This is a genomic window from Flavicella sediminum (assembly GCF_006381105.1).
Lineage (GTDB): Bacteria > Bacteroidota > Bacteroidia > Flavobacteriales > Flavobacteriaceae > Flavicella > Flavicella sediminum.
The window spans coordinates 1,744,636-1,768,557 of the sequence record NZ_VDET01000002.1; the positions used below are offsets into that span (position 1 = coordinate 1,744,636).

Genomic DNA, 23,922 nt, shown 5'->3' on the forward strand with positions numbered 1-23,922 from the left:
ATAAAAAACAGTTTCTATTGGATATTTGCCTAACAATTAAAAATAATAGATCATGAAAAAAATAATGACAATTTTAGTATTGAGTATGAGTTTAACTTTAACAGCTCAAGGAACGTATGAAAAAGGAATGCAAAAAGCGTTTGGCTTTTGGTCTTCTGGAAAAACAACAGAAGCAGCAAATTTATTTGAGCGCATTTCTTCTGCAGAAAAAAACAATTGGTTACCACTTTATTATGCCGCACAAGTTCGTGTTTTATCAAGTTTTGGATTAAAAGATGAAACGGTCATTACAGCCAATTTAAAAGCAGCGCAAAAAAATATAGACCAGGCTTTTGAAATTTCAAACAACAATGCCGAATTGTTAGTCTTACAAGCTTTGCTACATACTGTTTGGGTGGCTTTTGATGGAGCAACCTACGGACCCAAATTATCTGGAACTGTTTATGGCTTGTATGCCAAGGCACATAAAATAGCACCCAACAATCCACGTGTGGTGTACGCAAAAGCTGAATGGGAAATGGGAGGCGCAAAATTTTTTGGAAAGGATATTACCCCCTTTTGTAAAGATATTCAAAGATCGTTAGAACTTTTTGCTACTTTTGAGTTGGAGACCCCTTTTCATCCAAATTGGGGAAAAGAGAGAGCGGAACAAATTGCAAACGATTGTAAATAATAGCTATGCATAGATTATTGAAAAACTTATTATTGACATTTATAATTGGAGTTGTTGCTTTTGTAACAAGTAATTATTTTTTTGGAAAATTTGAATTTGCAAGCACCAAAGACTTATGGATAGATTTTGGAATGAATCAGTTGTTTTCTTTTGTAATAGGTTTTTCTAATCTTTATTTCTTTTATTATTTAGAACAAAGAACTTGGAAAGAAAATGCTCCTTGGAGGCGCGTTATAACCGGGGTATTGGGTTCTGTTGTAATTACAATTATCTGCTTGTTTTTACTTCGACTATTTGGGGTTGTTTATGTAAACAATGTGAGTTTTCTTGATTTTTTAGCAAATGAAAAATTAAGGTATTATACCTTCGGTGTATGGATTACACTTAGTATTGTGATTACTTTTCATGTGATTTATTTCTATAAAAAGAATCAGGAAAGAAAAATAAAAGAATCTCAAATTGTAGCGAAAACAGAAACAGCAAAATTTGAATCCTTAAAGAATCAATTAGATCCTCATTTTTTGTTTAATAGTTTAAATGTTCTGACTTCCTTAATAGAGGAGAGTCCGAAAAAGGCAGAAAAATTCACGACAAAATTATCCAAGGTATATCGATATGTTCTGGAGCAAAAGGACAAAGATTTAATATCCTTGGAGGAAGAGTTGAGGTTTGCAAAATCGTATATGGAATTGTTGCAGATGCGTTTTGAAGATGCATTGCATTTTGAACTTCCACAGGAAATTAGCAATTCGGAATTAAAAATTGTGCCTTTGTCATTGCAATTGTTATTGGAAAATGCGGTAAAACACAACGTCATTACTTCTAAAAATCCACTGACCATAAAAATTTATGAATCGTTTAATTATTTGGTGGTCGAAAATAATTGTAGCCCTAAAACGTCTATAGAAAAAAGTACAAAAGTAGGATTAAAGAATATAAAAAATAGGTATGAATTGATTTCAAAAGATCAAGTTGAAATTCATCATGATGAGAAATTATTTAAAGTGAAATTACCGCTTTTAACTCAAAAAATTAAAAAAATGGAAACAAATTATATAAGCGATAGCAACAAGTATTTAAAAGCCAAAAAACGGGTTGACGAATTGAAAGGATTTTATTGGAGTTTGGCTTCCTATATTGTGGTGATTCCGTTTTTAGCATTTATTAATTACAGTACTTACTGGGGTTATAAATGGTTTTATTATCCAATGTGCGGATGGGGAGTTGGAATTTTAATTCAAGCTATTTCTGTTTTTTTAATTGGAAATGGATGGGAAGAAAGGAAGATTAAAGAACTTATGAATAAAGATAAATACTAAATTATGGAAGCAGAATATTTAGAAGAAGAACGTTATTTAAGAGCTCAAAAACAAGTCAAAAAGTTGAAAGGGTTTTACTGGCATTTATTTTGGTATTTGGCGGTAAATATTTGGATGACATTGCAACGAATAAATTTTGAAGTGTTTACCGAAGAAGGCATAAACAAAACGCTTTTTGAATTCGAAATTTATGCGACTTGGTTTTTTTGGGGAATTGGAATTGTTTTTCATGGAATTCATGTCCTTGGTAAAAACGTAAGATTTACTAAGGAGTGGGAGGAAAGGAAAATTAAAGAATTTATGGATAAAGAATAGTGCAACGATTAAAAAGTGATTCATGAAAATTATTATTATAGAAGATGAAAAACCTTCCGCCAGAAGGCTAACCAGAATGCTAAAAGAAATAGGCATTGAAGTAGAAACGATGCTGCACTCCGTTTCGGAGTCCATAGAGTGGTTTCAAAACAACGCACATCCTGATTTAATTTTGTTAGATATTCAATTATCAGATGGTATTTCTTTTGAGATTTTTGAAGAAATTTCTGTAGACAGTGCCATTATTTTTACAACGGCATATGATGAATATGCCTTAAAAGCATTTAAACTAAACAGCATTGATTATTTATTGAAACCAATTGATGAGGAAGAATTATTTGTGGCCATTGAGAAGTTTAAAACCAATCAGTTGGAAAAACAATCCTTGCACGTAGATTTAAATCAGATTCGAAAATTACTGGTCAATCCTTTGGAAAAAACCTATAAAAAACGTTTTACCGTAAAACTGGGGCAGCATTTAAAATTGGTAGATGTTGAGCGTATTGAATGTTTTTACAGTGAGAATAAAGGAACCTATTTGTTTACAAAAGAAGGCCGAGCCTATTTAATAGATGCGTCTTTAGAAGATTTGGACTTGCAGTTAGATCCAAGTCAGTTTTTTAGAGTAAACCGTAAGTTTTATGTGAATATCACTGCAATTAAAGATATTGTATCGTACACAAATAGCCGCTTACAATTACTGCTTTTTGCCTATGCTGAAAAAGAAATAATAGTAAGTAGAGAGAAGGTAAGATCTTTTAAAAATTGGATTGATTAATTGTTTGTAGGAAGTACAACCGTTACTTTGGTGCCTTTTTTTAAAGAAGTTTCAATTTCTAATTTTCCGTTTTGCAATTCTAAATATTGAATGGAAGTCTTGATGCCAAATCCAGTCCCCACTTCATTATTAGTTCCTTGTGTAGAAAACCATTCTTTACTTTTTGTAATCGTATCTAGATGTGCATCGCTGATACCTATACCATTGTCTTCAATACTTATTCGAATTTCCTTTTCAGTTTTTTGAGTATAAAAATAAATGTGTCCTCCCTTTGGCGTGAATTTTATAGCGTTGTAATACAGGTTTCTAAGCGTAAAACCCAAAGCTTCTTTGTCGGTGGTAATCCTAAAATCAGTTATCTGTGTCTCTAATTCTTGATTTTTTGAAATTCTTGTTTCTTCATAAATTTCAATAGAATTCATGATTAATTCTTTTAAATTGAATTCTGTGGGAATGACAGGACTATTGTCTATTTGGTTTTTAGACCATTGCAATAAATCATCTAAAAATAAGAGTAAGTGATTTACTTTATTAGATAAGTTTTGTAGGTATTTTAAATCTTCTTTGGCAAATAAATTTTTTTGAACATCTTGTAAAATTTCCACATAACCTTTTACGATAGATAACGGGCCTCTAATGTCGTGTGCAATTATTGAAAATAATTTGTTATTAAGTTCATTTAATTTTTCCAATTCAATTTTTTGCTGGTATATTTTATTGAGGTGTTTTTGTGCAATGAGGGAAATTGGAAATGAAACAATAAAAGGTGCTCCAATAGCAAGGTATAAGCCTTGATTGTAATTGACTAAATGGAAAAAATAATGAAAAACATTATAAATAATTAGCGATGCAATAATTGAAAATAAGGAGACTATATAGGGTCGGTAAAATTTTGCGGGAATGGAATTTTTAAACATGAAAAAGAGCAGTTTTTTTTGTGCTGCAAAGATACGAGAATACTTAGAATTTGTGTTAACCTATGTTAGGCAATATGAGCAATCTAAGTATTTAAGAAGCTCTTCGTTTTTTATTTCAAAATTTGAAAAGAATAAGGAAACAGTCCTCTTTTTTTTTCACCAACATACTTCCCTATGATTTGGTAAATATACTCATTTGTAGGTATTGTTAATGTTGGCGAAATTCAGGAGTTTTATAGCCTAATCTAATGCTGCTGTTATGAAAACAAAACTACTTTTATTAATAATTCTTTGTTCAAGTCTAAGTTTATATGCGAATACTGTGTATAGAGTGAAAGAGAAAATGAAGCCCTTTGATGAAACTATTGCTATTCCAAATGCCAATTTTGAACAAGCTTTAATTGATTTAGGTTATGATACCAATGGTTTAAATGGAAATATATTAAAAAGTGAGGCTGAAGCTATTGTAAATTTAAACATTTCAAGAAAGGAAATTTCTGATTTAACGGGCTTGTCAAATTTTATTGCTTTAGAGAATTTGAACATATCTTATAATGATCTGAGTTCTTTAGATTTGTCTAATAATAAGAAATTACTTGTTGTAGAGTGCAACAATAATAAATTAACAGTGCTAGATGTAAGTGATCTTTTGAATTTGCAAAAATTGTATTGTTATAACAATCAGCTTGCATATTTAGATGTCAGTAAAAATATAGCTTTATCTTCTTTATCATGCGGTACTAATCCATTAGAGAACTTAAATGTTAAAAATGGAAACAATAAAAATTTCTCTTTTTATAGTTCGTTTATGGCAAGTCCTTCTTGTATAAAAGTGGATGATGCACAGTGGAGCGAAGCCAATTGGAGCAAGTCTGGAAATAGTAATTTTAGTGAACATTGTAGTGATGGTGGGAATACATATGTGCCAGATGATAATTTGGAACAAGCCTTAATAGATTTAGGATATGATTCGGGAGGCGAATTAGATAATTTTGTACCCACGGAAGAAATAGTAAATATCACAAGTTTAGATCTTTCTAATAAAAATATAAAATCACTTCAAGGCTTAAAAAGTTTTACAGCATTGAAGAATCTAAACTGTTCAAACAATCTTTTAGATTATGATACTAATTATACTATTGCACAACATATCCCTACTACTCAATTAGAAAGTTTAGACGTGTCTTTTAATTTATTAACAAAATCGTTTAAGGCTGAGTATTTTACAAGTTTAAAAACGTTAAATTGTTCAAACAATCAAATAGAAACAATTATTCTTAGAGGAACTAATAATCTTGAGGTTTTTAAATGTAATAATAATAAAATTTCATTTATAACTTTAGATGAAAAGGGGGTATTTGAGTCGTTAGTAAGCTTTGATGGTTCTTATAATCTATTAGAAGGATTTCATGTTGCTTTCCCTTCAGAAAATTTTAGTGAATTAAGGTGTACTTCAAGTTTGTTACAATCAATAGATATTAAAAACGGTAACAACCAGAATTTAAACATATTTGAAATTACAGAAAACCCAAATTTAATTTGTGTTCAGGTTGATGATTATGAATGGAGTACGAGTAATTGGGTTAAGGATGATACAACCGATTTTAGTGAAGACTGTACTTTGGGTAGTGTGTCGACAGATTTTGAGGCTTATTTAATAGAAAAAGGCTATGATAAAATAGCAGACAATAAGTTATTGATTAGTAAGGTAAATGAGTTAACCTATTTTGAGGTGTTGCAATCAAACTTAACTTCATTGATTGGAGCAAGTGGTTTGAAATACTTTACAGGTTTAAATAAGCTTGTCGTGTTAGGGAATCCTAATCTAGTCACTTTGGATACTAAGGAATTAATCGGTTTGAAAACATTAGATTGTTCTGAAAATCCAAAATTAGTCGCGCTAACTTTACCTGACTTTAGTACGAATCTTGTCAGTTTAAATTGTTATGCAAATAAGCTTAATTCGTTAAATGTTTTTCGTTATTCAAATTTGTACGAGTTGCAATGTCAGAAAAACTACATTTCTAACTTAGATGTATCAAACAATCGCAAACTGGGGATACTTGCCTGTAACAATAATAATTTATCGACCTTAGATATTGCAAACAATGGTTTGTTGAAATCTATTTATTGTTATGCTAATAATATAGAGTCTCTTCATTTAAATAATAAAACACAACTTGAAACTTTACATTGTTCATCTAATCCTTTAGGGAACTTAGATTTGAGTACAAATATAAATTTGTTTCAATTGTATGCAGAAGGCTTGCAAATGACATCAATTGATTTGAATAAAAATACGAAACTAGGAATACTGTCTGTTGGGTATAATGAATTGTTGGAATTAGATGTTACAAATAATCTCTCATTACGAGAGTTAGATTGTAGCAATAATAAAATAGAAGATCTAGACCTGTCTAAAAACGCACTTTTAACAAGTTTAAATTGTAGTTCAAATTTGCTAAAGAGTCTAAATGCAAAAAATGGAAATAACCATAATATTATTTTTGAAGACGGTTACAATAGTAATGGCTATCTGTTTGAAACTAGGGGGAATATGGATTTACGATGTGTTCAGGTAGATAATGCTGCTTTTTCTAGCGAAAAGTTCACATTTGTTGATGCCAATACTGCTTTTAATGAAGATTGTAATTATCCAACATACACTTATGTTCCCGATACTAATTTTGAACAAGTGCTAATTAATCAGGGATATGATGATGTTTTGGATGATTATGTTCTTACAGAAAATATTCGAACAGTAACGAACTTAACAATTTCAGCTAACACTATTTCCGATTTAACCGGAATTGAAAATTTTGAAGCATTAAGTTTGTTAGATTGTGCTGATAATCAAATTTCTTCCTTGGATGTAAGTGCCAATAAAAATTTGAAGTATTTGATCTGTTACAATAACAATTTGAGCAACTTGATTTTAAGCGAAAGTCTAGAAAGTGTTTTTTGTAATAAGAATAAAATTTCGAATTTAAATACAAGTTCTCTTAAGGAATTGAAAGAATTGAAATGTCAAGATAATTTGCTAGAATCCATAGATCTTACAACTAATTTAAAACTTGAAACTTTAGAATGTGGTAACAATCCTTTAACAATATTAGATGTTTCTGCAAATTTAGCTTTGGAATCATTGTTTGGCTATAATACAAATATTGAGTCACTAGATCTAACCAATAATGGAAATCTAGCGAAGCTAGTTGTGCCGGAAAATAAAAATTTGAGTATGCTAAAAGTTAATAATGGAAATAACCTAAACTTTACCCAGTTTTTAATAACTCAAAACCCAAATTTGTCATGTGTTCAAGTCGACAATGTGACTTATGCAAATACAAGTTTAACAAATAAAGATTCACAGACAACTTATAGCTTGAATTGTACGGCAACAATTCTAATGCCAGATTCAAACTTTGAACAAGCCTTAATAGATTTAGGATATGATTCCAATGGCTTAAATGGAAACATATTAAAAAGTGATGCGGAAGCTGTTATTGATTTAAATGTTTCAAGTAAAAATATAAGCGATCTAACAGGAATTGAAGGTTTTACAGCTTTAAAAGTTTTATATGTTCTGGGTAACAATTTAACTAGTTTGGATGTAAGTAAGAATAGAGAATTAGTTGATTTACGTTGTCATAGTAATAATTTAACAAGCTTAGACATTAGTAATAATTTAAAATTAAACTACTTAAATGCATCCGGAAATAGTTTAACTAATTTAGATGTTAGCACAAATGAGCTTCTAAAGTTTATATATGTTTTCAATAATAAATTGACAAGCTTAGATGTAAGTTCAACTAGGAACTTAGAGAGATTACAGGTTTATCAAAATGATTTAACAAGTATAAATTTAAGTGGTCTTATAAGTTTAGAGCAGTTGCATGTTCATGATAATGAGCTTACAAGCATAGATATAAGCTCAACTATTAATTTAGAGGAGTTACATGCAAGTCAAAATGTTTTATCAAGTTTAGACGTAAGTTCAAATACCCAATTAACAGTTATAAATATATTCAATAATAGTTTGTCGAATTTGAATTTAAATGAGAATGTAGGTTTAAAGAATTTATCTGTTGCAGGAAACAATTTAACGAGTTTAGATGTAAGCGCAAATATTGTGCTTGAGGAATTAAATATTCAAAATAATAGTTTATCTAGTTTAGATGTAAGTTTAAATACCAATTTAGAATTTTTAGCCCTAGCCAATAATAATAGTTTAACAAAACTAAATGTTGCCAATGGAAACAATAGTAATTTCACGCTTTTTTCTGCCACGGGTAATCCAAACTTAACTTGTGTAGAGGTAGATGATGTAGCTTACGCAACTACAAACTGGACCAATGTTGATGATGCTGCTGTTTTTAGTACAGATTGTTATAACCCAGCAGTTATAGAAATTCCGGATGCTAATTTTGAGCAAGCTTTAATAAATCATGGGTACGATACAAATGGTTTAAATGGAAATATTTTAAAAAGTGAAGCAGAAGCTGTCGTATATATAAATTCAAATAAGAATGAGAATACTCCAGAATCAGAAAAAATAATTGATTTAACGGGTATAGAAGGATTTATAAACTTGAACCAATTAATTTTAGAATACAATAGTTTAGCAACAGTGGATTTTTCAAATAATTCAAAATTAACTTCCATTACCATCAATAATAATCAATTAACAACTATAAATGTTTCTGAAAATTCTAAATTAACTAGCTTAATAGTGTCTAATAATTTGCTAACAACTATTGATGTCTCTAAAAATCAGAAATTATTTACTATTTGGGCTGATAATAATCAGATCTCTACGATCAATTTATCAAATAATTTAGAACTAGAGCAATTGGGGCTTTCTGGAAATAATTTTTCAGAAATCGACTTTTCAAAAAATTTGAGATTGAAAAGATTTGATATGTCTAATAATAAGCTTGTGAATTTAGATGTTAGAAATAATCCAGATCTTACTTTAGTATGGATAAGTGACAACCAATTAAAAAGCTTAGATTTTTCAGGGCATACAAAACTAGAACGATTAAAAGCCGCAAACAACAACTTAGGCTCCCTGAATATAAAAAATGGAAACAATACAATTGTAAGCGAATTTGAACTACAAAACAATCCAAACTTAACTTGTGTTGAGGTAGATGATGTTAATTACGCAATTACAAACTGGACCAATATTGATGATGCTAAAGTCTATAATACAGATTGTTCTTTTCCTGATTTAGTATATATTCCAGATGCTAATTTGAAGGCAGCTTTGTTAGCAGATAGTCAGATAAACACAAATGGAGATGATGAAATTCAGGTTTCAGAAGCTGAAGCTGTTACAGGTTTTTTAACTGGAAATGATTTGGGTATTTCTGATTTAACGGGTGTTGAAGCTTTTGTAAATATTACCGGTTTAAGTATCAATAACAATAACTTAACCAGTATTGATCTTTCTAAAAACACAAAACTTACGTTTTTAGCTTGTGCAAATAACAACCTAAAAAGTTTAGATGTTACCAACAATACCTTGCTAGAAACCCTGGGTTGTTACGACAATCAAATAAAATATTTAGACCTGAGCAATTCGAAAACGCTCTACAATTTTAGTGCACAAAGAAATGAATTGGAGTATTTGAATATCAGAAATGGAAATAACAATAGAATGAGTGACTTCTATGTAAAAGACAACCCAAATTTAGAATGTATTCAAGTAGATGACGAAACCTGGAGTACTACTTATTGGGGAAGTACAAAAGATGCCAGTGCAAGTTTTAGTAACGATTGTGGAGGTGTTTGGGAAGTGTATACCGAGGATGAAGGATTGGAGACAGCTTTGGTTTCGTTAGCGGTTTTAGATGAAAACAGTGATGGAAAAATAACCTATGAAGAGGCGCAAGCTTTTGTGGGCGACTTAGATTTAAGTGGTAAAAATATTACGGATATTACTGGTTTGGCTGCTTTTTCAAACGCTGCTAGTATCAATATTTCTGGAAATAGCATTACAGATATCAATAAGTTGTTGAATAGTAAATCCGTTACTGTTACGGCTAAAAGTACAGGTAAAAAACAATACAGAGTTAGAGATAGCAGCAATGGAATAAAAAAGCTGAATGTTTCTAATAATTTAATAAAAGAAATCGATATTTCTCAAGTAACAAGTATTACAGAATTGTTGGCTGCCAATAACAGGCTCGTTTATGTCAACCTCAATAATGGTGTAAATGAAAGTTTGCTAAATTTAGATGTTACCGGAAATTCAGAATTATCGTGTATTCAAGTAGATAATGTTGCGAATGCTTCATCAAATATAAATTGGAAAAAAGATGTTGCAGCTAGTTACAACACAAATTGTCAAAAAGGTCCACTTTCTGTAACTAATTTGTTAAAAGAACATCTGCAAATTTATCCTAATCCGGTGTCTCAAAATTTCACTATAAAATTGACAGCTGGACTCGTTTTTGAAAAAGCTGAGGTGTATAGTTTGGTAGGTGCAAAAGTTGCATCTTCTGAATTGGAAACGGTAGATGTAGGTCAATTGCCAAGCGGGATTTATATTGTTAAAATCAAAACCGATCAAGGGCTAATCGTTTCAAAAATTAGTAAGCGTTAAATACAAAAGAAATAAAATATCTTAATAGAAAACGAGTTGTAAGAAATTAGAACTCGTTTTTTTGTTAGATCAAGACCTAACTAATTGAAGTCAACAAATTTCTTACTATTCTTATTGAGGTGGAGTTGCACAAGGTACTGCGGTTGTGCCAATTTGTAAGGCCGCGTTTGATGGAGAAATATACGGAATGCCAATACCAAATCCACGGAGTATAAATAAGGCCCCAATTAGGACTACAAATACTGGAATGGCCTTTTGTGCTCTGTTTCTAAATTGAATGGAAAAGATTGATTTGCTATAGATAACAAGTGTCATTAACGGAATTGTTCCCAAGCCATAAACGGCCATATATATAAAACCTTGGGTAGGGTTTACGGTGGCTAATGCCCCAATCAATGCCATGTAAACCATACCACAAGGTAAAAATCCGTTTAAGAATCCTATGGTAAATAATGCTTTGTTGCTTTTTCTTTTCAGTTGTTTTCCTAAGCCACTTTTTAGTTTGTTTATAAATAAATAAAGCGGCTTGGAAATTTGAAATTTTTCTAAAAATTGGGTAGGTATTAAAACAGAACCAACCATAATAACTCCTAAAATAATAGACAGTCTTTGTTGAAAACCGGCCAAATACAAGCCTTTTCCTAGCAATCCAAAAAGCACGCCAATACTTCCATAAGCGGTGATTCTTCCTATATGGTAAAGTGTTATTTTTAGAAGCTTTTGAAGAGTTGAGCTTTTATGTACAGGCAATACCAAGGCAATAGGACCACACATACCTACGCAGTGGAGACTTCCTAATAAACCTAAAAGTAATGCAGTGCTATACATTTGGCAGTGTTATAAATTTATTGATTTTTTATATAAATATTTAGTATCCTTGTAAGACCATTCAATATGAATGTCCCAACGACCGTCAACCAGCACTTTTTTAGGTATGAGTAGTGAAGAGTTAGAAAGTGAAAGTGGTATTTCACGATCCAAAACCTGGTTCGACGGTCTATATAGGGACACCTTTCCTTTGATGTCTTCTTGGTTTAATTCTTTTGGGAAATTGATTAGAATACCCGCTGTAGTAATTGTGGCAACGACATTATTTTTTAATGTCCTTGAATTTTCAAGGCGATCAATTTTTTGTTGGTATTCCAATTCGTCTTTGTAATAATCCTCGGCTACCAAATCATATTCATAGGTAGTGTCGGTAGATGTTTTAATAACAAAATATAAGATAAAGCTAATGAACAATACAAAAGCTGCTACAATTCCAGTTCCCCAATTTAATTTTCTCATGATATTCCTCTTTTGAATTTTACAATTCTAGTATTCGTAGAATGCTCTTTTTTTTGTTAAAATTTTCTAGGTCCTAAAAAATTAGTTGTGGTTGTTTCAATAAGCTTTTCTTTTGAAAAAACACCGATTTTAATGGTTTCTTTTGAATCTTCTAAATCACTTCTTGGAATTTCTATAAATAAGGTTCCTTCGTAATACGATTCTTTTTCTATCGTAATGTCTGTAGTTCCAATAAGTTTGATTGTTCCTGAATGGGATATCAATTCCAAGCGAATGTCTTCAATATCTGCTGCTGTTTTGTTAATTAACTTATAAGTAAATAAATTACTAATTATATGGTTTTCTTTTGTTTCGTATAATTGACCTGGAAGTCTTAAAACCGTGGCTTCAACATCATTTCTTAAAAATAACATCGTAATTAATACCAGAATCAAAGTTGTTAAAACAGCTGTATAACTTTTGGTTCGAATATTAAATTTAAAGCTTTCGTTTTTGTCAATAGCATCTTCAGAAGCGTACCGAATTAGCCCTTTTGCCATACCAACACTTTCCATCATATGGTCACAAGCATCAATACAAGCGGTGCAATTTACGCATTCTAATTGTGTACCATTTCTAATATCTATTCCAGTCGGACAAACTTGTACACATTGGCCGCAATCTATACAGTCACCTTTGCCAGTAGTACTTCTGTCTTCATTTTTTTTGAACAAAGCCCGGCCTTCTTCTTTTTCTCCTCTTTTGTGATCGTAAGCAACATTGATTGATTTATTGTCGAGTAAAACTCCTTGCAATCTTCCGTAAGGACAAACAATAATGCATACCTGTTCTCTAAACCATGCAAAAACGAAGTAAAATATTCCTGTAAATAACAGAATTAATAAAAGGCCTTTTGTGTGGTTTTTTGGGTTGTCTGAAATAATTTCAAGTAAGGCATCACTTCCTATAATATAGGCAAGAAAAACGTTTGCTAATACAAAGGAAATAATAAAGAATACAATCCACTTGCTAACTCTTTTTCGAATTTTTTGTGCATTCCATTTCTGTTTGTCCAAACGTATTTGAGCACCTCTGTCTCCTTCAATCCAGTACTCAATTTTTCGGAAGACCATTTCCATAAAAATAGTTTGCGGACAAATCCATCCACAAAATATTCGACCATAAATTACCGTAAATAAAATAATAAAAACGATTCCGATGATCATAGAAACCACCATCAAATGAAAATCTTGAGGCCAAAAGGATACACCAAAAATATTGAACCTTCTTTCTAAAATATTAAACAGCAAAAATTGATTTCCATTAATTTTTACAAAAGGAGCCGTAACCAAAAGTGCTAGTAGTACATAACTAACATAACCTCTATAGTCGTAAAATTTACCTTTTGGCTTTTTTGGGTAAACCCATTGTCGGCTACCATCTTCTTTCATGGTTCCAATAGAGTCTCTAAAAGCTTCTTGCTGTTTCATTTTTAGTTCTTGATTTTTACGGTTGCGCTGCTATTTATTTAGAAACGCAAGCCTAAAAAATTACAATTATTCTTCAGTCCACTTGTCTCCTTCTGGAGCTTTTGCTTTTTCAGGATTTGTGCCTTGTAGGCTCCAAACATAATTTGCTACTTGCTGAATTTTTTCAGCACCCAAACTATTTTTCCAAGCAATCATTCCTTTACCATCTCGTCCTCCTTCAGAAATAGTTTTGTAGATGTTTTTGATTCCTCCACCTAAAACCCAATATTCATCAGTTAGGTTAGGTCCGATAGCACCTCTACCATCAACCATATGACAAGCAGCGCAATTTTGTTTGAATATTTTTTTTCCTTTGCTCAAAGCGCCAGCATCTGTACTAGCTTCTAATGAATTTAAATCTACAGATTTAACCGTTTTACGATATGCTTCAATTTCTTGTTGTGCAATGAGTACTTGTTCGTTGTATTCATCTACTTGCGTTTCTCCATCAAATACTTCGTAATAACCTAAATAAGCAATGGCAAAAACAATAGTTGCATAAAAACCATAGACCCACCATGGTGGTAAATCATTGTCTAATTCTTTGATGCCATCATAATCATGGTCAAGAATAATATCGCTTTCTTCTTCAATTGGTTTTGTGTTTGATAAGGCTTGCAATAAACCTTTCCAATCTTTAATTGCTGCGTCGTCTTTTTTAGCTAAATAGGCTTCTTTTTCTTCTTTAGAAATATGATCGGTATATAAGGCTTCTGATGCTTCTTTTAATTTTTCAGCGATGATAAGAACTAAAAGTGCAATGAGTAAAAAGGAAGCAACCACTGGATTTGTAAATGCAACACCTTCAATTGGTGCAAGTATTTCCGTCGCAATAAATAGTACGGCAAAAATTGAAAACACTCGAATTAATGGAATGGGGAACTTAGTTTTCATGATTTTTGTTTTTATAAGTTTGTGTCGAATTTTGGTCTCCAAAAGGAATCTGACTTACTTTGTCTAAATATTCTTTTTTTGAGCTAAATACCCACCAAAAAAGGACGGTAAAAAAAAGAAAGAAGATCAAAAGTGAAATGATAGGATAGATTTCTATCCCTTCAATTCCGGTCATGTGATGTTTTATAAATTTCAACATAATTAGTTCGTTTTTTGTGAGTCTTTAACTTTGATATCTGTTCCTAAACGTTGTAGGTATGCAATTAAAGCAACTATTTCACGTTTTCTAATCGGTACAAATTCTTCTCCTCTTGCAATGGCTGCTGTACGTTCTGCTTCATAATTTTCAACAAAAGTTGGATCTTGATGAAGATTTTTTTCTACTTGTAAAGCCTGTGCTTCTAAAGTTGCCAAGCCGTTCGCCACTTCTTCTTCCGTATAAGGAACACCTAAAGTAACCATGGCTTCCATTTTACTTTGTGTATCAGACGTATCTAAGCTATTTTTTGTCAACCATTGGTACCTTGGCATAATAGAACCTGGTGAGGTACTTTGCGGATCGTACATATGGTTAAAGTGCCAACTGTCAGAATATTTTTGTCCTTCTCGCGCCAAATCGGGTCCGGTACGTTTTGAACCCCATAAGAATGGATGGTCGTATACAAATTCTCCAGCTTTAGAGTATTCACCATAACGCTCAACTTCCGATCTAAATGGTCGTATCATTTGAGAGTGACAACCAACACAACCTTCTCGAATGTATAAATCTCTTCCTTCTAACTCTAATGGCGTGTAAGGTTTTACACTGGTTATTGTTGGAATATTCGATTCGATCATAATGGTAGGGATAATTTGAACGGCCCCTCCAATTAAAATAGTTACGGTAGCTAATAAAGTCAATTGCACGGGTTTTCTTTCCAATACTTCATGCCAACCTTCTCCTTTCAGTCTTGCTTTTCCAATTTTTTTCAAAGCAGGAGCTTCAGCTAAATCATCTTCTACAGGAGAACCAGATTTAATTGTTTTTATCATGTTAAATAACATTACAAAAGCACCGGCTATATACATAGATCCTCCAATAGCACGCATCCAATACATTGGAATAATTTGTGTTACGGTTTCTAAGAAGTTACCGTACATCAAGGTTCCGTCTGGGTTAAATTGCTTCCACATAGAGGCTTGTACAAAACCAGCAACATACATAGGTAAAGCATATAAAATAATTCCTAAAGTCCCAATCCAAAAATGTGTATTGGCTAATTTGGTAGAGTATAAAGTTGTTTTAAACATTCTTGGTACCAACCAATAAATCATACCAAAGGCTAAGAAACCATTCCATGCCAAAGCGCCAACGTGCACATGCGCAATAATCCAATCGGTAAAATGTGCAATTGCGTTTACATTTTTTAAAGACAACATAGGTCCTTCAAAAGTAGCCATACCATAACCGGTAATAGCAACAACCATAAATTTTAAAACAGGATCTGTACGTACTTTATCCCAAGCGCCACGAAGTGTAAGTAGCCCGTTAATCATACCTCCCCATGATGGAGCAAGTAACATAATTGAAAAAGCCACACCTAAATTTTGTGCCCAATCAGGCAAAGCGGTGTATAATAAATGATGAGGTCCTGCCCAAATATAAATAAAGATCAACGACCAAAAGTGAACAATTGACAAACGATAAGAATATACCGGTCTGTTTGCTGCTTTAGGAACAAAATAATACATCAGTCCTAAAAACGGAGTGGTTAAGAAAAAGGCAACAGCATTATGTCCATACCACCATTGTACCAAGGCATCTTGCACACCTGCGTAAACAGAATAACTTTTTAAGAAGCTAACAGGTAATTCAAAACTATTGAAAATATGCAATACGGCAACGGTAACAAAAGTTCCTAAATAAAACCAAATAGCCACATACATATGACGCTCTCTACGTTTGATAATAGTTCCAATTAAATTGGCTCCAAAAGCAACCCACACCAAGGCAATAGCAATATCTATAGGCCATTCTAATTCCGCATACTCTTTACTAGATGTATATCCTAAGGGAAGTGTAATGGCTGCAGCGACAATAATTGCTTGCCAACCCCAAAAGTTAAATTTACTAAGAAAATCGCTCCACATTCTTGCTTTTAATAAGCGTTGTGAAGAGTAATAAACTCCCGCATAAATTGCGTTTCCTACAAAGGCAAATATTACTGCGTTTGTATGTAGTGGTCTTAAACGACCAAAACTTAACCAAGAAATTCCACTGGTTAAATTAGGAAACAAAAATAGAAAAGCTAAGAGTAAGCCGACTGACATTCCAATAATACCCCAGAAAATTGTGGCATAGATGAAATTTTTCACAACCTTGTTGTCGTAATAAAATTGTTGTACTTCCATTAAATTAGGATTTGTTAATTGATTTTTGATTTTGTGTACTTGTTTTTTTTACGGTAGGAGTGTCGTCAAAAAGCATACGTACAGAGGGCGTATACGAATCTTCGTATTGACCACTTTTTACAGCTTTGATAAAGGCAAAAAAGAAAATTAAAGCCACCACAAGGCTAATAGTAATTAGCAAATAAATAATACTCATACCAAAAAATCTTATTTATGGTACAAAAGTATTCGAGTAGCTCTTGCTAAGAAATGATAAATGTCATGTTTATGAAATAGTTACTTTTTTTTAATTAAAAAGAAGAAAAATAACATCCGATCTATGTTTTAGGTAAGGCTTATTGCTTTCTTTTTAGGCGTTTAGGTAATGTTGATAAATCATTTGTTCTTATAATTTAACCATCTGCTAAAAGTGTTTTTTTTGAAGAATTCCAAATATTCCTTGGGATAGGGGTTGGTTGCTTGTTGTAAATAGTCTCATGTTACTTTTAAATAAAGCATACTATGCGCATTATATTTTTTTTCTTCATTAGGTCATTTGAAACATTTTAAAAACCATTTGAAACATCTGGTATCTTCTAAATAAAATACTTTTGGAACAACCGAATTATTAACATAATCAAAAACTTATTTATGATGAAAAAATTACTTTTTACTATGGCCGTTTTTATGGCAACAATTTCTTATGCTCAAATTACCCACGATCTTACTTTATCAAGTAATGTTACCACTAAGTTGGTGATTTCAGCTAATGGTTATTTCCTAGATTCGATTGCAGAAGATACATATACTCCTGCCATTGTTACTATTAGCTCTGCTATTGACTATGCTACGGAAGCAGAGCCAGATCTTTACTTATTATATATGCCGTTAAAAAATTCGGGAAACAAACATGTGTTTAGACCGATTGCAGACCGTTTAAAAGATACTGATGCTGTGACAGAGACTACAGTAGGTACGGTGAAAACAAGAACATGGTTGTTAGAAACATTAGAGTTAAATCCGAACGGTGCAGCTGAGCTTCCTGTAGTTGGAGAAGTATTAGATTTTCTAACGTCTGGAACACTTGCTGTAGATGAAAATGCGGATCCTGTAGTTGTCTTAAATGGAAGTTCGACACCAACAGCAACCTATTCTCATTTAGGAGCTAAAATAACTGTTGTTGAAGATTATACACCTCCAATTGAAGACTTTGAAGGTGGAGCTGATAGTTATGAGACGGGGCTGTCAACGGATAATGGAAATGTATCGATTACGGAAGATGTGTCTAATCCAAATAGTTCAGGAATCAATACTTCAGCTAAAGTTTTGGAATTGGTTAAAAATGATGGTGCAAAACCATGGGATAGATTTAGATTGACTAGTATTTCTCCTGCAGTTTCAACAGAAAACGGAAGCTTTTTTACACTGAAATTCAGATCTCCAAAAGCAAGTGGAGAAGTAAGTTTATCGCTTGGAGGGTCTAATACTACTATTGTTAGAAGAAATTTTAATTATTCTGGGACTACAATTGGAGACTGGATATTAGCGGAGTTTGATTATAGTGATAATGAAGTGGATGTAACAGGTGTTACACGATTTGATATTGCTTTTGATTGGAGTTCAGGTGTTGACGTAAGTGGCTCTGAGACTTATTATATTGATGATATTCAACAGGCTGAATCTTCTGGTGTGCTGAATCTTCAAGATAATGTTCATACTTTGGAAAACACAACTGTGTACCCAAATCCATCTACTGGTTTGGTAACCATTTCTAATATTGAAGGAATGCATTCAATTTCTGTAAGTAATGTTTTGGGGCAAGTAGTAAAAACTTTTGCTGCAAGTAATCAAATAGATATTTCTTCTTTACAAGCAGGAGTGTATATTTTACTAGCAGACAATGGTTTTCAAACTAAAGTAGTGAAGAACTAATAAAAACTTCATTTTTGTATACAAAAGCGCAACTTCGGTTGTGCTTTTTTTTTGTTTAGTTTTTTTTTTGTACTTATAGCAACATCCTTCATACGTCTACGGACAAATCCATTACTGAGTCTGTTCATCTTTGTATTTGTAAACTTAAAGGATTCACGTTGTTCGTGATGTTTTGTAAAAAATAAAAGCAATTAAAATGAGAAGAATCGTATTATTCGTGTTTTTGTCTGTTCTATTTATAGGATGTACATCTAAAAAATCGATGGAGAAAGCTGTTCAGAAACCAAATATTTTATGGATTACTATTGAAGATTGGAGTCCAGATCTTTCTTGTTATGGGACAAAAGGAATTTCAAAAGCCAAATGTAAATGCGAGAGTAAAGAATAAACATAAAAAGAAGAAAAAATAAGGTACTTAGCTTATGTTTTTTTTAGGGAAATAATTTATTGGGGAAGGGTGAGTAGGGTGTGTAAAATAGAGGAGTATAGCGTAAGTTACACGTTTAAAGACATGGTAAAAACGTGTAAATACAAGCGCATCGTTTTTACTTCTCATATTTACAGAGAATTTTCTAATTCAAAATGTTTACAGAAGTAATGTTTAAAATTAATTACATGTTAAATAAAATTTTCAATTTCAAATTTATTGTCGTGATCATAGCGACCTCCATTACCTCAAATGTGTCTTGGGCACAAGCAGGTAAAAGAAACTCCAAAAAACCAAATATCATTTATATTCTTGCAGATGATATGGGGCCAGGAGATGTGATGTTGTATAATAAAGATTCAAAATTTCCAACACCCAATATTGATCGAATTGGTAGAGAAGGTGTTAAGTTTATGGATGCGCATACAAGCTCTGGTGTTTGTACGCCAACCCGATATGGAATTCTTACAGGTAGGTATTCTTGGCGGACTTCAACCTTGAAAAAAGGAGTGCTAGGAGGACATAGCAAACATTTAATTCCTGCGGACAGAACAACTTTGGCTAGTTTGTTGCAAAAAGAGGGTTACAAAACGGCATGTGTTGGAAAATGGCATTTAGGGATGGATTGGGAGTTTTTACAAGCTTCCAATTCTACCAGAATAAAAGCGAACAATGTTAATATGCATACACCTATAAAAAATGGGCCTAATGCAAATGGCTTCGATTATTATTATGGAATTTCAGCTTCTTTAAATATGAATCCACATGTGTTTATTAAAAATGACAAGGCACAAGGGACGTTTGAGTATCTAAAAGATCAGGATGCCCTGGCAAAAAGAGGATATATTGGTGCAAAACCAGGATGGTCGGCGAAAGAATTTGAACAAGATCAAGTATTACCAACATTTACAAAAAAAACTTGTGAATGGATTCGAGAAAATAAAGATGAGCCTTTCTTTGTATACATGCCATTAAATTCTCCACATTCGCCAATTGTACCTAGTAAAAACTTTTTAAATAAAAGTGGATTGAACGATCATGGTGATTTCTGTATGGAAACCGATTGGGCAATAGGGCAAGTATTAAAAACCTTAGACGAATTGAAAATTGCAGACAATACGATTGTTGTATTTACTTCTGATAATGGAACTTCGCCAAAAGCAGGTTTTCCTGTCATGGCAAAAAAAGGACATCATTCTAGTTGGATTTATAGAGGGATGAAAGGAACAAACTGGGAAGGTGGACATCGTATGCCGTTTTTAGTTCGTTGGCCAAATAAAGTAAAAGCAGGGCAAGTATCAGATCAGTTAATTTGTACTACAGATATGATGGCGACTTGTGCAGAGTTGTTAGGAATTAATTTAACAGATAATGAAGGAGAGGATAGTGTGAGCTTTTTGCCAGCGTTGCAGAGTAAGCCTATTAAAAATATAGCAGAAAGAGCGGTTGTCCATCATTCTGATAAAGGAATTTTCTCTGTTCGTTATGGGAAATGGAAACTGATGTTTGATAACTCTGGAGGTTCTAATAGAACAGATCCAAGAAAAGACGAGGCGATAAAAGACAATGCTTCTATTTTGTTATTTGACATGGACAATGATGCAACTGAAGATGTTAACTTGGCAAGTAAGTTTCCTGAAATTGTAGAGAAATTGAAAAAGAAATTGGCTGAGGTGATAAAAGATGGTCGAAGTACAGAGGGTAAAAAAATAGGGAATGATCCAATTGGAAAAGGTATTAAATGGAAGGAGTTAAACGTGGTAGAAGATTATCTTTAATACTTCAATAATTTTATAATTATTTCTAAGAATAAAAAACGAAAGAATGAAAAATACTCTAAAAATAGTACTGTTATTAGCGGTCACTTGTCTTGTTTCTTGTAAAACAAAGGCGCCAAAACAAACGGTAAAAAAGCCCAATATTCTCTTTATCATGTCTGACGATCATACTTCTCAAGCCATTGGGGCTTATGGAGGAAGATTGGCAAAATTAAATCCAACACCTACTATTGATGCCTTAGCAGCAGAAGGTGTTTTGATGAAAAATGCTTTTTGTCAAAATGCAATTTGTACACCTAGTAGAGCTTCAATAATGACTGGGCAAAGTAGTTCTGTAAATGGCTGTCCAACCTTAGATGGTCATTTGCCAAAAGAAAAACAATACCTAGCTCTTGAAATGAAAAAAGCGGGGTACCAAACGGCGGTTATAGGGAAGTGGCACTTGCATGAAATTCCTGAGTCTTTTGATTATTATAAAGTATTTCCAGGTCAAGGTTCTTACTTCAATCCTGTTTTTTACGACAGTGATGGAACGGAGCATATAAAATGGAAAAAATTTGACATTGAAAAAGGTTCTAAAATGAAAGGACATTCTTCAGATTGTGTTGCAGATTCTGCATTGGAATGGTTTCAAAAGAAAAGAGATCCCAATGAGCCTTTCTTCTTAAAACTTCACTTTAAAGCGCCGCATGATTTGTTTGAATATGCACCACGTTATAAAGATTATTTGGCGGATGTTGAAATTCCTGAGCCTGCAAATATGCGTGATAGAAAGGAGAATGGTTCCATTGCAACTAGAGGTCATAACAATGAATTGGAGCGCTATATTGGAACTTCCATAGGAAGAAGGAATACAAGAAGAAATTACACCAATTCTGGAGCTTGGTCAAAAGATTTGGATTTGTCTAAAAGTGATGCTGAAATTCATGGAGATGCCTATCAAGCTTATATGAAAGCGTATTTGCGATGTGTAAAAGGGGTGGATGATAATTTGAAGCGAGTGGTTGATTACTTAAAAGCAAATGATTTGTATGATAATACCGTAATTATCTACACAGGTGATCAAGGGTTTTATTTAGGAGAACATGATTATATGGACAAACGTTGGGCTTATGAAGAGTCGATGAGAATGCCTTTTATTGTTCGCTATCCTAAAACAATTAAGGCGGCGGAAATAGATGCTATTGTTGAAAATATTGATTATGCACCAACAATGTTAGATTTTGCAGGTGTGCCAACACCCGCATATATGCATGGAAAAAGTTTTAAATCTATTTTGGAGACGGGGAAAGAGTCGGCAGATTCTAAAAAAGCAGCGTACTACCATTATTGGATGCATATGGCTAGTCATGACAATCCTGGACATATTGCGATAAGAACAAAGCGCTATAAATTAATTCAGTTTTATGGGGCGAAAATAGATGAGAGTGTCGCACAAACGCCTCCGGCATGGGAGTTGTACGATTTAGAAAAAGATCCTAAAGAAGATTATAATATTTATGAGCATCCGGAAAACAAAGAAGTGATTGCTGAATTGAAAGTGCAATTAAAAGCGCTTCGAAAAAAATATGGAGAAGACAATCCTAAAATTCCATTTAATAAAGTAATAGATGAATATTGGGATTATGATGAAGAGGCTAAACAAAAAGCAATTAAAATATCTCATGAATACTTGAAAAAGGTAGAGGCTAATGTGTATGTAAACAATCCTCAAAAATTTCGAAAGAAGAAACATTAATATCTAGAAATTATCTAGTTTGTTTGAGAGCTCAACTTCGGTTGGGCTTTTTTTTTGAAAGTAGGGTCTTTTTAGTAATTCTAGTAAATTGTGCCTGAATTTTCTGAAACTAGACGACGTAATTAATCTTTGTCTAGTTTTCTTTAGAATTAACTGTATTATAACTATACAATTAGCGTTATTCATGTTTCCTAGTAACAGCTTCGTTTATATTTGTTTCAACCAAAATTATTAACAAATAAACCTTAATGAATCATGAAAAAAATTACTTTAAAATTAGTTGCTATTTTATTTTTCCTAGTTGCTGTTGGTGTAAGTGCTCAGACATCTGTTAGTGTTTCAACAATTAATGGAGAAGATCCTGCAACTTTTAAGACCAATAACCCAAGTTTAACGGCCGGAACCGAATTAAGCATTGTGCTTGAGTATACGAATGTTCAGGATAATGGTGGAGGGGATAATATATTTGTAAGAATGTTAGATGTGTGGGATGTTATTGCAGGTACACAAGTTAATTCAACGGTTGCAAATGATGCCGGTGCTTTGACAACTACTTTGACAATCACGGTTCCATCTATAAATCCAGGAACAACAGACGGGAAAATTCAGGCAGGTGCATGGAATGGTAGTGCTTATGTTTTTGGAACTGTAACAGGTTTGACAATTGAAGCGGATGATGTTGAAATCAATACAGCTGTTTCTATTACGAGTATAAACGGCTCAAGCTCTTCTGTATACCATACTAGTGTTAGTGGTAATTTAACAGAAGGAGAAACACTTACAATTGGTGTAGATTATACGGCGATTAAAGCAGATCCAGGTAGAGCCGATGTTTTGGATGTTAGAGTAAGATTCCTTACTAGTGGATATGGTGCAATTGCTGAAGCAACAACCGGTGCAACTACTGTAACAAATAGTGATTCTTCTCAATCAACTACGGTTTCTTTAACTGTTCCAGATTTGGATGAGACGCTTACTGGAGTCCGAATTCAAGTATTGGGTTATGGATATACTGGAAGTGGAGATGGTCTTGTTTTTAGCTATGTAAGTGATACATTTACAATTGACTCAGAAACTTTGGCTTTAAGCGAAGTTGAGCTTGATGATGTAAAAGTATATGGTAATACTATTCATTTTACCAATGAATACTTAAAAGATGGCTATTCCATTTATAACATTAGTGGACAAGTAGTACAAACAGGAAGTATTGACGGAACAGAAGTAAGTATCGAGTCTTTAAACACAGGTATCTATATTTTGTCAACTTCAAGAGGCGCTTTGAAATTTATCAAATAAACGAGTTTAGTTAAAGTGAATTTATAAGAGAGCACCTATGAGGTGTTCTTTTATTTTAAAAAAGAAATAAAAAAACCGATCTA

18 protein-coding genes are annotated in these 23,922 nt (G+C 32.7%); 10 read left to right on the plus strand and 8 right to left on the minus strand.

Annotated features, from left to right (window positions below; genetic code table 11):
* The first annotated feature begins 52 nt into the window (after positions 1–52).
* From FGM02_RS07270 to FGM02_RS07285, 4 genes are read left to right on the plus strand one after another with little or no spacing between them, the layout of a single operon-like run.
* Positions 53–673: a hypothetical protein gene (locus FGM02_RS07270; protein WP_139957637.1), complete on the plus strand. Its 621-nt coding sequence runs from the start codon at positions 53–55 to the stop codon at positions 671–673.
* Between the two features lie 5 nt (positions 674–678).
* Positions 679–1,992 (plus strand): histidine kinase, encoded by a 1,314-nt coding sequence (locus FGM02_RS07275; RefSeq protein WP_139957638.1) that lies wholly within the window; start codon positions 679–681, stop codon positions 1,990–1,992.
* A gap of 3 nt (positions 1,993–1,995) precedes the next feature.
* Positions 1,996–2,307, plus strand: a complete 312-nt coding sequence (locus tag FGM02_RS07280) for a 2TM domain-containing protein (protein WP_139957639.1) — start codon at positions 1,996–1,998, stop codon at positions 2,305–2,307.
* Between the two features lie 22 nt (positions 2,308–2,329).
* Positions 2,330–3,085 carry a LytR/AlgR family response regulator transcription factor gene (locus FGM02_RS07285; protein WP_139957640.1) on the plus strand — a complete coding sequence of 252 codons (756 nt, stop codon included), beginning with the start codon at positions 2,330–2,332 and terminating at the stop codon, positions 3,083–3,085.
* On the opposite strand, the gene FGM02_RS07290 is transcribed toward FGM02_RS07285, so the two are convergent.
* Positions 3,082–4,002 (minus strand): sensor histidine kinase, encoded by a 921-nt coding sequence (locus tag FGM02_RS07290; protein WP_139957641.1) that lies wholly within the window; start codon positions 4,000–4,002, stop codon positions 3,082–3,084. The two genes, FGM02_RS07285 and FGM02_RS07290, sit on opposite strands and share 4 nt — an antisense overlap.
* A gap of 259 nt (positions 4,003–4,261) precedes the next feature.
* Here FGM02_RS07290 and FGM02_RS07295 point away from each other — a divergent pair, with 259 nt between their 5' ends.
* The gene (locus FGM02_RS07295; RefSeq protein ID WP_139957642.1) at positions 4,262–10,609 is read left to right on the plus strand and encodes a T9SS type A sorting domain-containing protein; all 6,348 of its coding nucleotides are present in this window, start codon (positions 4,262–4,264) and stop codon (positions 10,607–10,609) included.
* 111 nt (positions 10,610–10,720) lie between these two features.
* On the opposite strand, the gene FGM02_RS07300 is transcribed toward FGM02_RS07295, so the two are convergent.
* The 7 genes from FGM02_RS07300 to ccoS all read right to left on the minus strand — a co-directional run bounded on the left by FGM02_RS07300 (position 10,721) and on the right by ccoS (position 16,885).
* Positions 10,721–11,437 (minus strand): sulfite exporter TauE/SafE family protein, encoded by a 717-nt coding sequence (locus FGM02_RS07300; protein WP_139957643.1) that lies wholly within the window; start codon positions 11,435–11,437, stop codon positions 10,721–10,723.
* Between the two features lie 9 nt (positions 11,438–11,446).
* Positions 11,447–11,896 (minus strand): FixH family protein, encoded by a 450-nt coding sequence (locus tag FGM02_RS07305; RefSeq protein ID WP_139957644.1) that lies wholly within the window; start codon positions 11,894–11,896, stop codon positions 11,447–11,449.
* A gap of 56 nt (positions 11,897–11,952) precedes the next feature.
* Positions 11,953–13,365 (minus strand): cytochrome c oxidase accessory protein CcoG, encoded by a 1,413-nt coding sequence (gene ccoG, locus FGM02_RS07310; protein WP_139957645.1) that lies wholly within the window; start codon positions 13,363–13,365, stop codon positions 11,953–11,955.
* Between the two features lie 66 nt (positions 13,366–13,431).
* Entirely contained in the window at positions 13,432–14,298 is an 867-nt protein-coding gene (locus tag FGM02_RS07315) for a cbb3-type cytochrome c oxidase N-terminal domain-containing protein (RefSeq protein ID WP_139957646.1), read from the minus strand.
* A complete protein-coding gene (locus FGM02_RS07320) occupies positions 14,288–14,497 on the minus strand; it encodes a CcoQ/FixQ family Cbb3-type cytochrome c oxidase assembly chaperone (RefSeq protein ID WP_139957647.1) in 210 nt (69 codons plus the stop codon). The genes FGM02_RS07315 and FGM02_RS07320 overlap by 11 nt, the downstream gene beginning before the upstream one ends.
* Positions 14,498–14,499: 2 nt before the next feature.
* Positions 14,500–16,689 carry a cytochrome-c oxidase, cbb3-type subunit I gene (ccoN, locus tag FGM02_RS07325; RefSeq protein ID WP_139957648.1) on the minus strand — a complete coding sequence of 730 codons (2,190 nt, stop codon included), beginning with the start codon at positions 16,687–16,689 and terminating at the stop codon, positions 14,500–14,502.
* A 4-nt stretch (positions 16,690–16,693) separates the two neighbouring features.
* Positions 16,694–16,885 carry a cbb3-type cytochrome oxidase assembly protein CcoS gene (gene ccoS / locus FGM02_RS07330; RefSeq protein WP_139957649.1) on the minus strand — a complete coding sequence of 64 codons (192 nt, stop codon included), beginning with the start codon at positions 16,883–16,885 and terminating at the stop codon, positions 16,694–16,696.
* 434 nt (positions 16,886–17,319) lie between these two features.
* Here ccoS and FGM02_RS07335 point away from each other — a divergent pair, with 434 nt between their 5' ends.
* The 5 genes from FGM02_RS07335 to FGM02_RS07355 all read left to right on the plus strand — a co-directional run bounded on the left by FGM02_RS07335 (position 17,320) and on the right by FGM02_RS07355 (position 23,839).
* Entirely contained in the window at positions 17,320–18,600 is a 1,281-nt protein-coding gene (locus FGM02_RS07335) for a T9SS type A sorting domain-containing protein (RefSeq protein ID WP_139957650.1), read from the plus strand.
* 196 nt (positions 18,601–18,796) lie between these two features.
* Positions 18,797–18,988, plus strand: coding sequence for a hypothetical protein (locus FGM02_RS07340; protein WP_139957651.1), 192 nt, complete (start codon positions 18,797–18,799; stop codon positions 18,986–18,988).
* 227 nt (positions 18,989–19,215) lie between these two features.
* The gene (locus FGM02_RS07345) at positions 19,216–20,805 is read left to right on the plus strand and encodes a sulfatase family protein (protein ID WP_139957652.1); all 1,590 of its coding nucleotides are present in this window, start codon (positions 19,216–19,218) and stop codon (positions 20,803–20,805) included.
* A 46-nt stretch (positions 20,806–20,851) separates the two neighbouring features.
* Complete coding sequence (locus FGM02_RS07350; protein ID WP_139957653.1) at positions 20,852–22,543, plus strand: sulfatase family protein; 1,692 nt, start codon at positions 20,852–20,854, stop codon at positions 22,541–22,543.
* A 255-nt stretch (positions 22,544–22,798) separates the two neighbouring features.
* Positions 22,799–23,839, plus strand: coding sequence for a T9SS type A sorting domain-containing protein (locus FGM02_RS07355; protein ID WP_139957654.1), 1,041 nt, complete (start codon positions 22,799–22,801; stop codon positions 23,837–23,839).
* Positions 23,840–23,922: the final 83 nt, after the last annotated feature.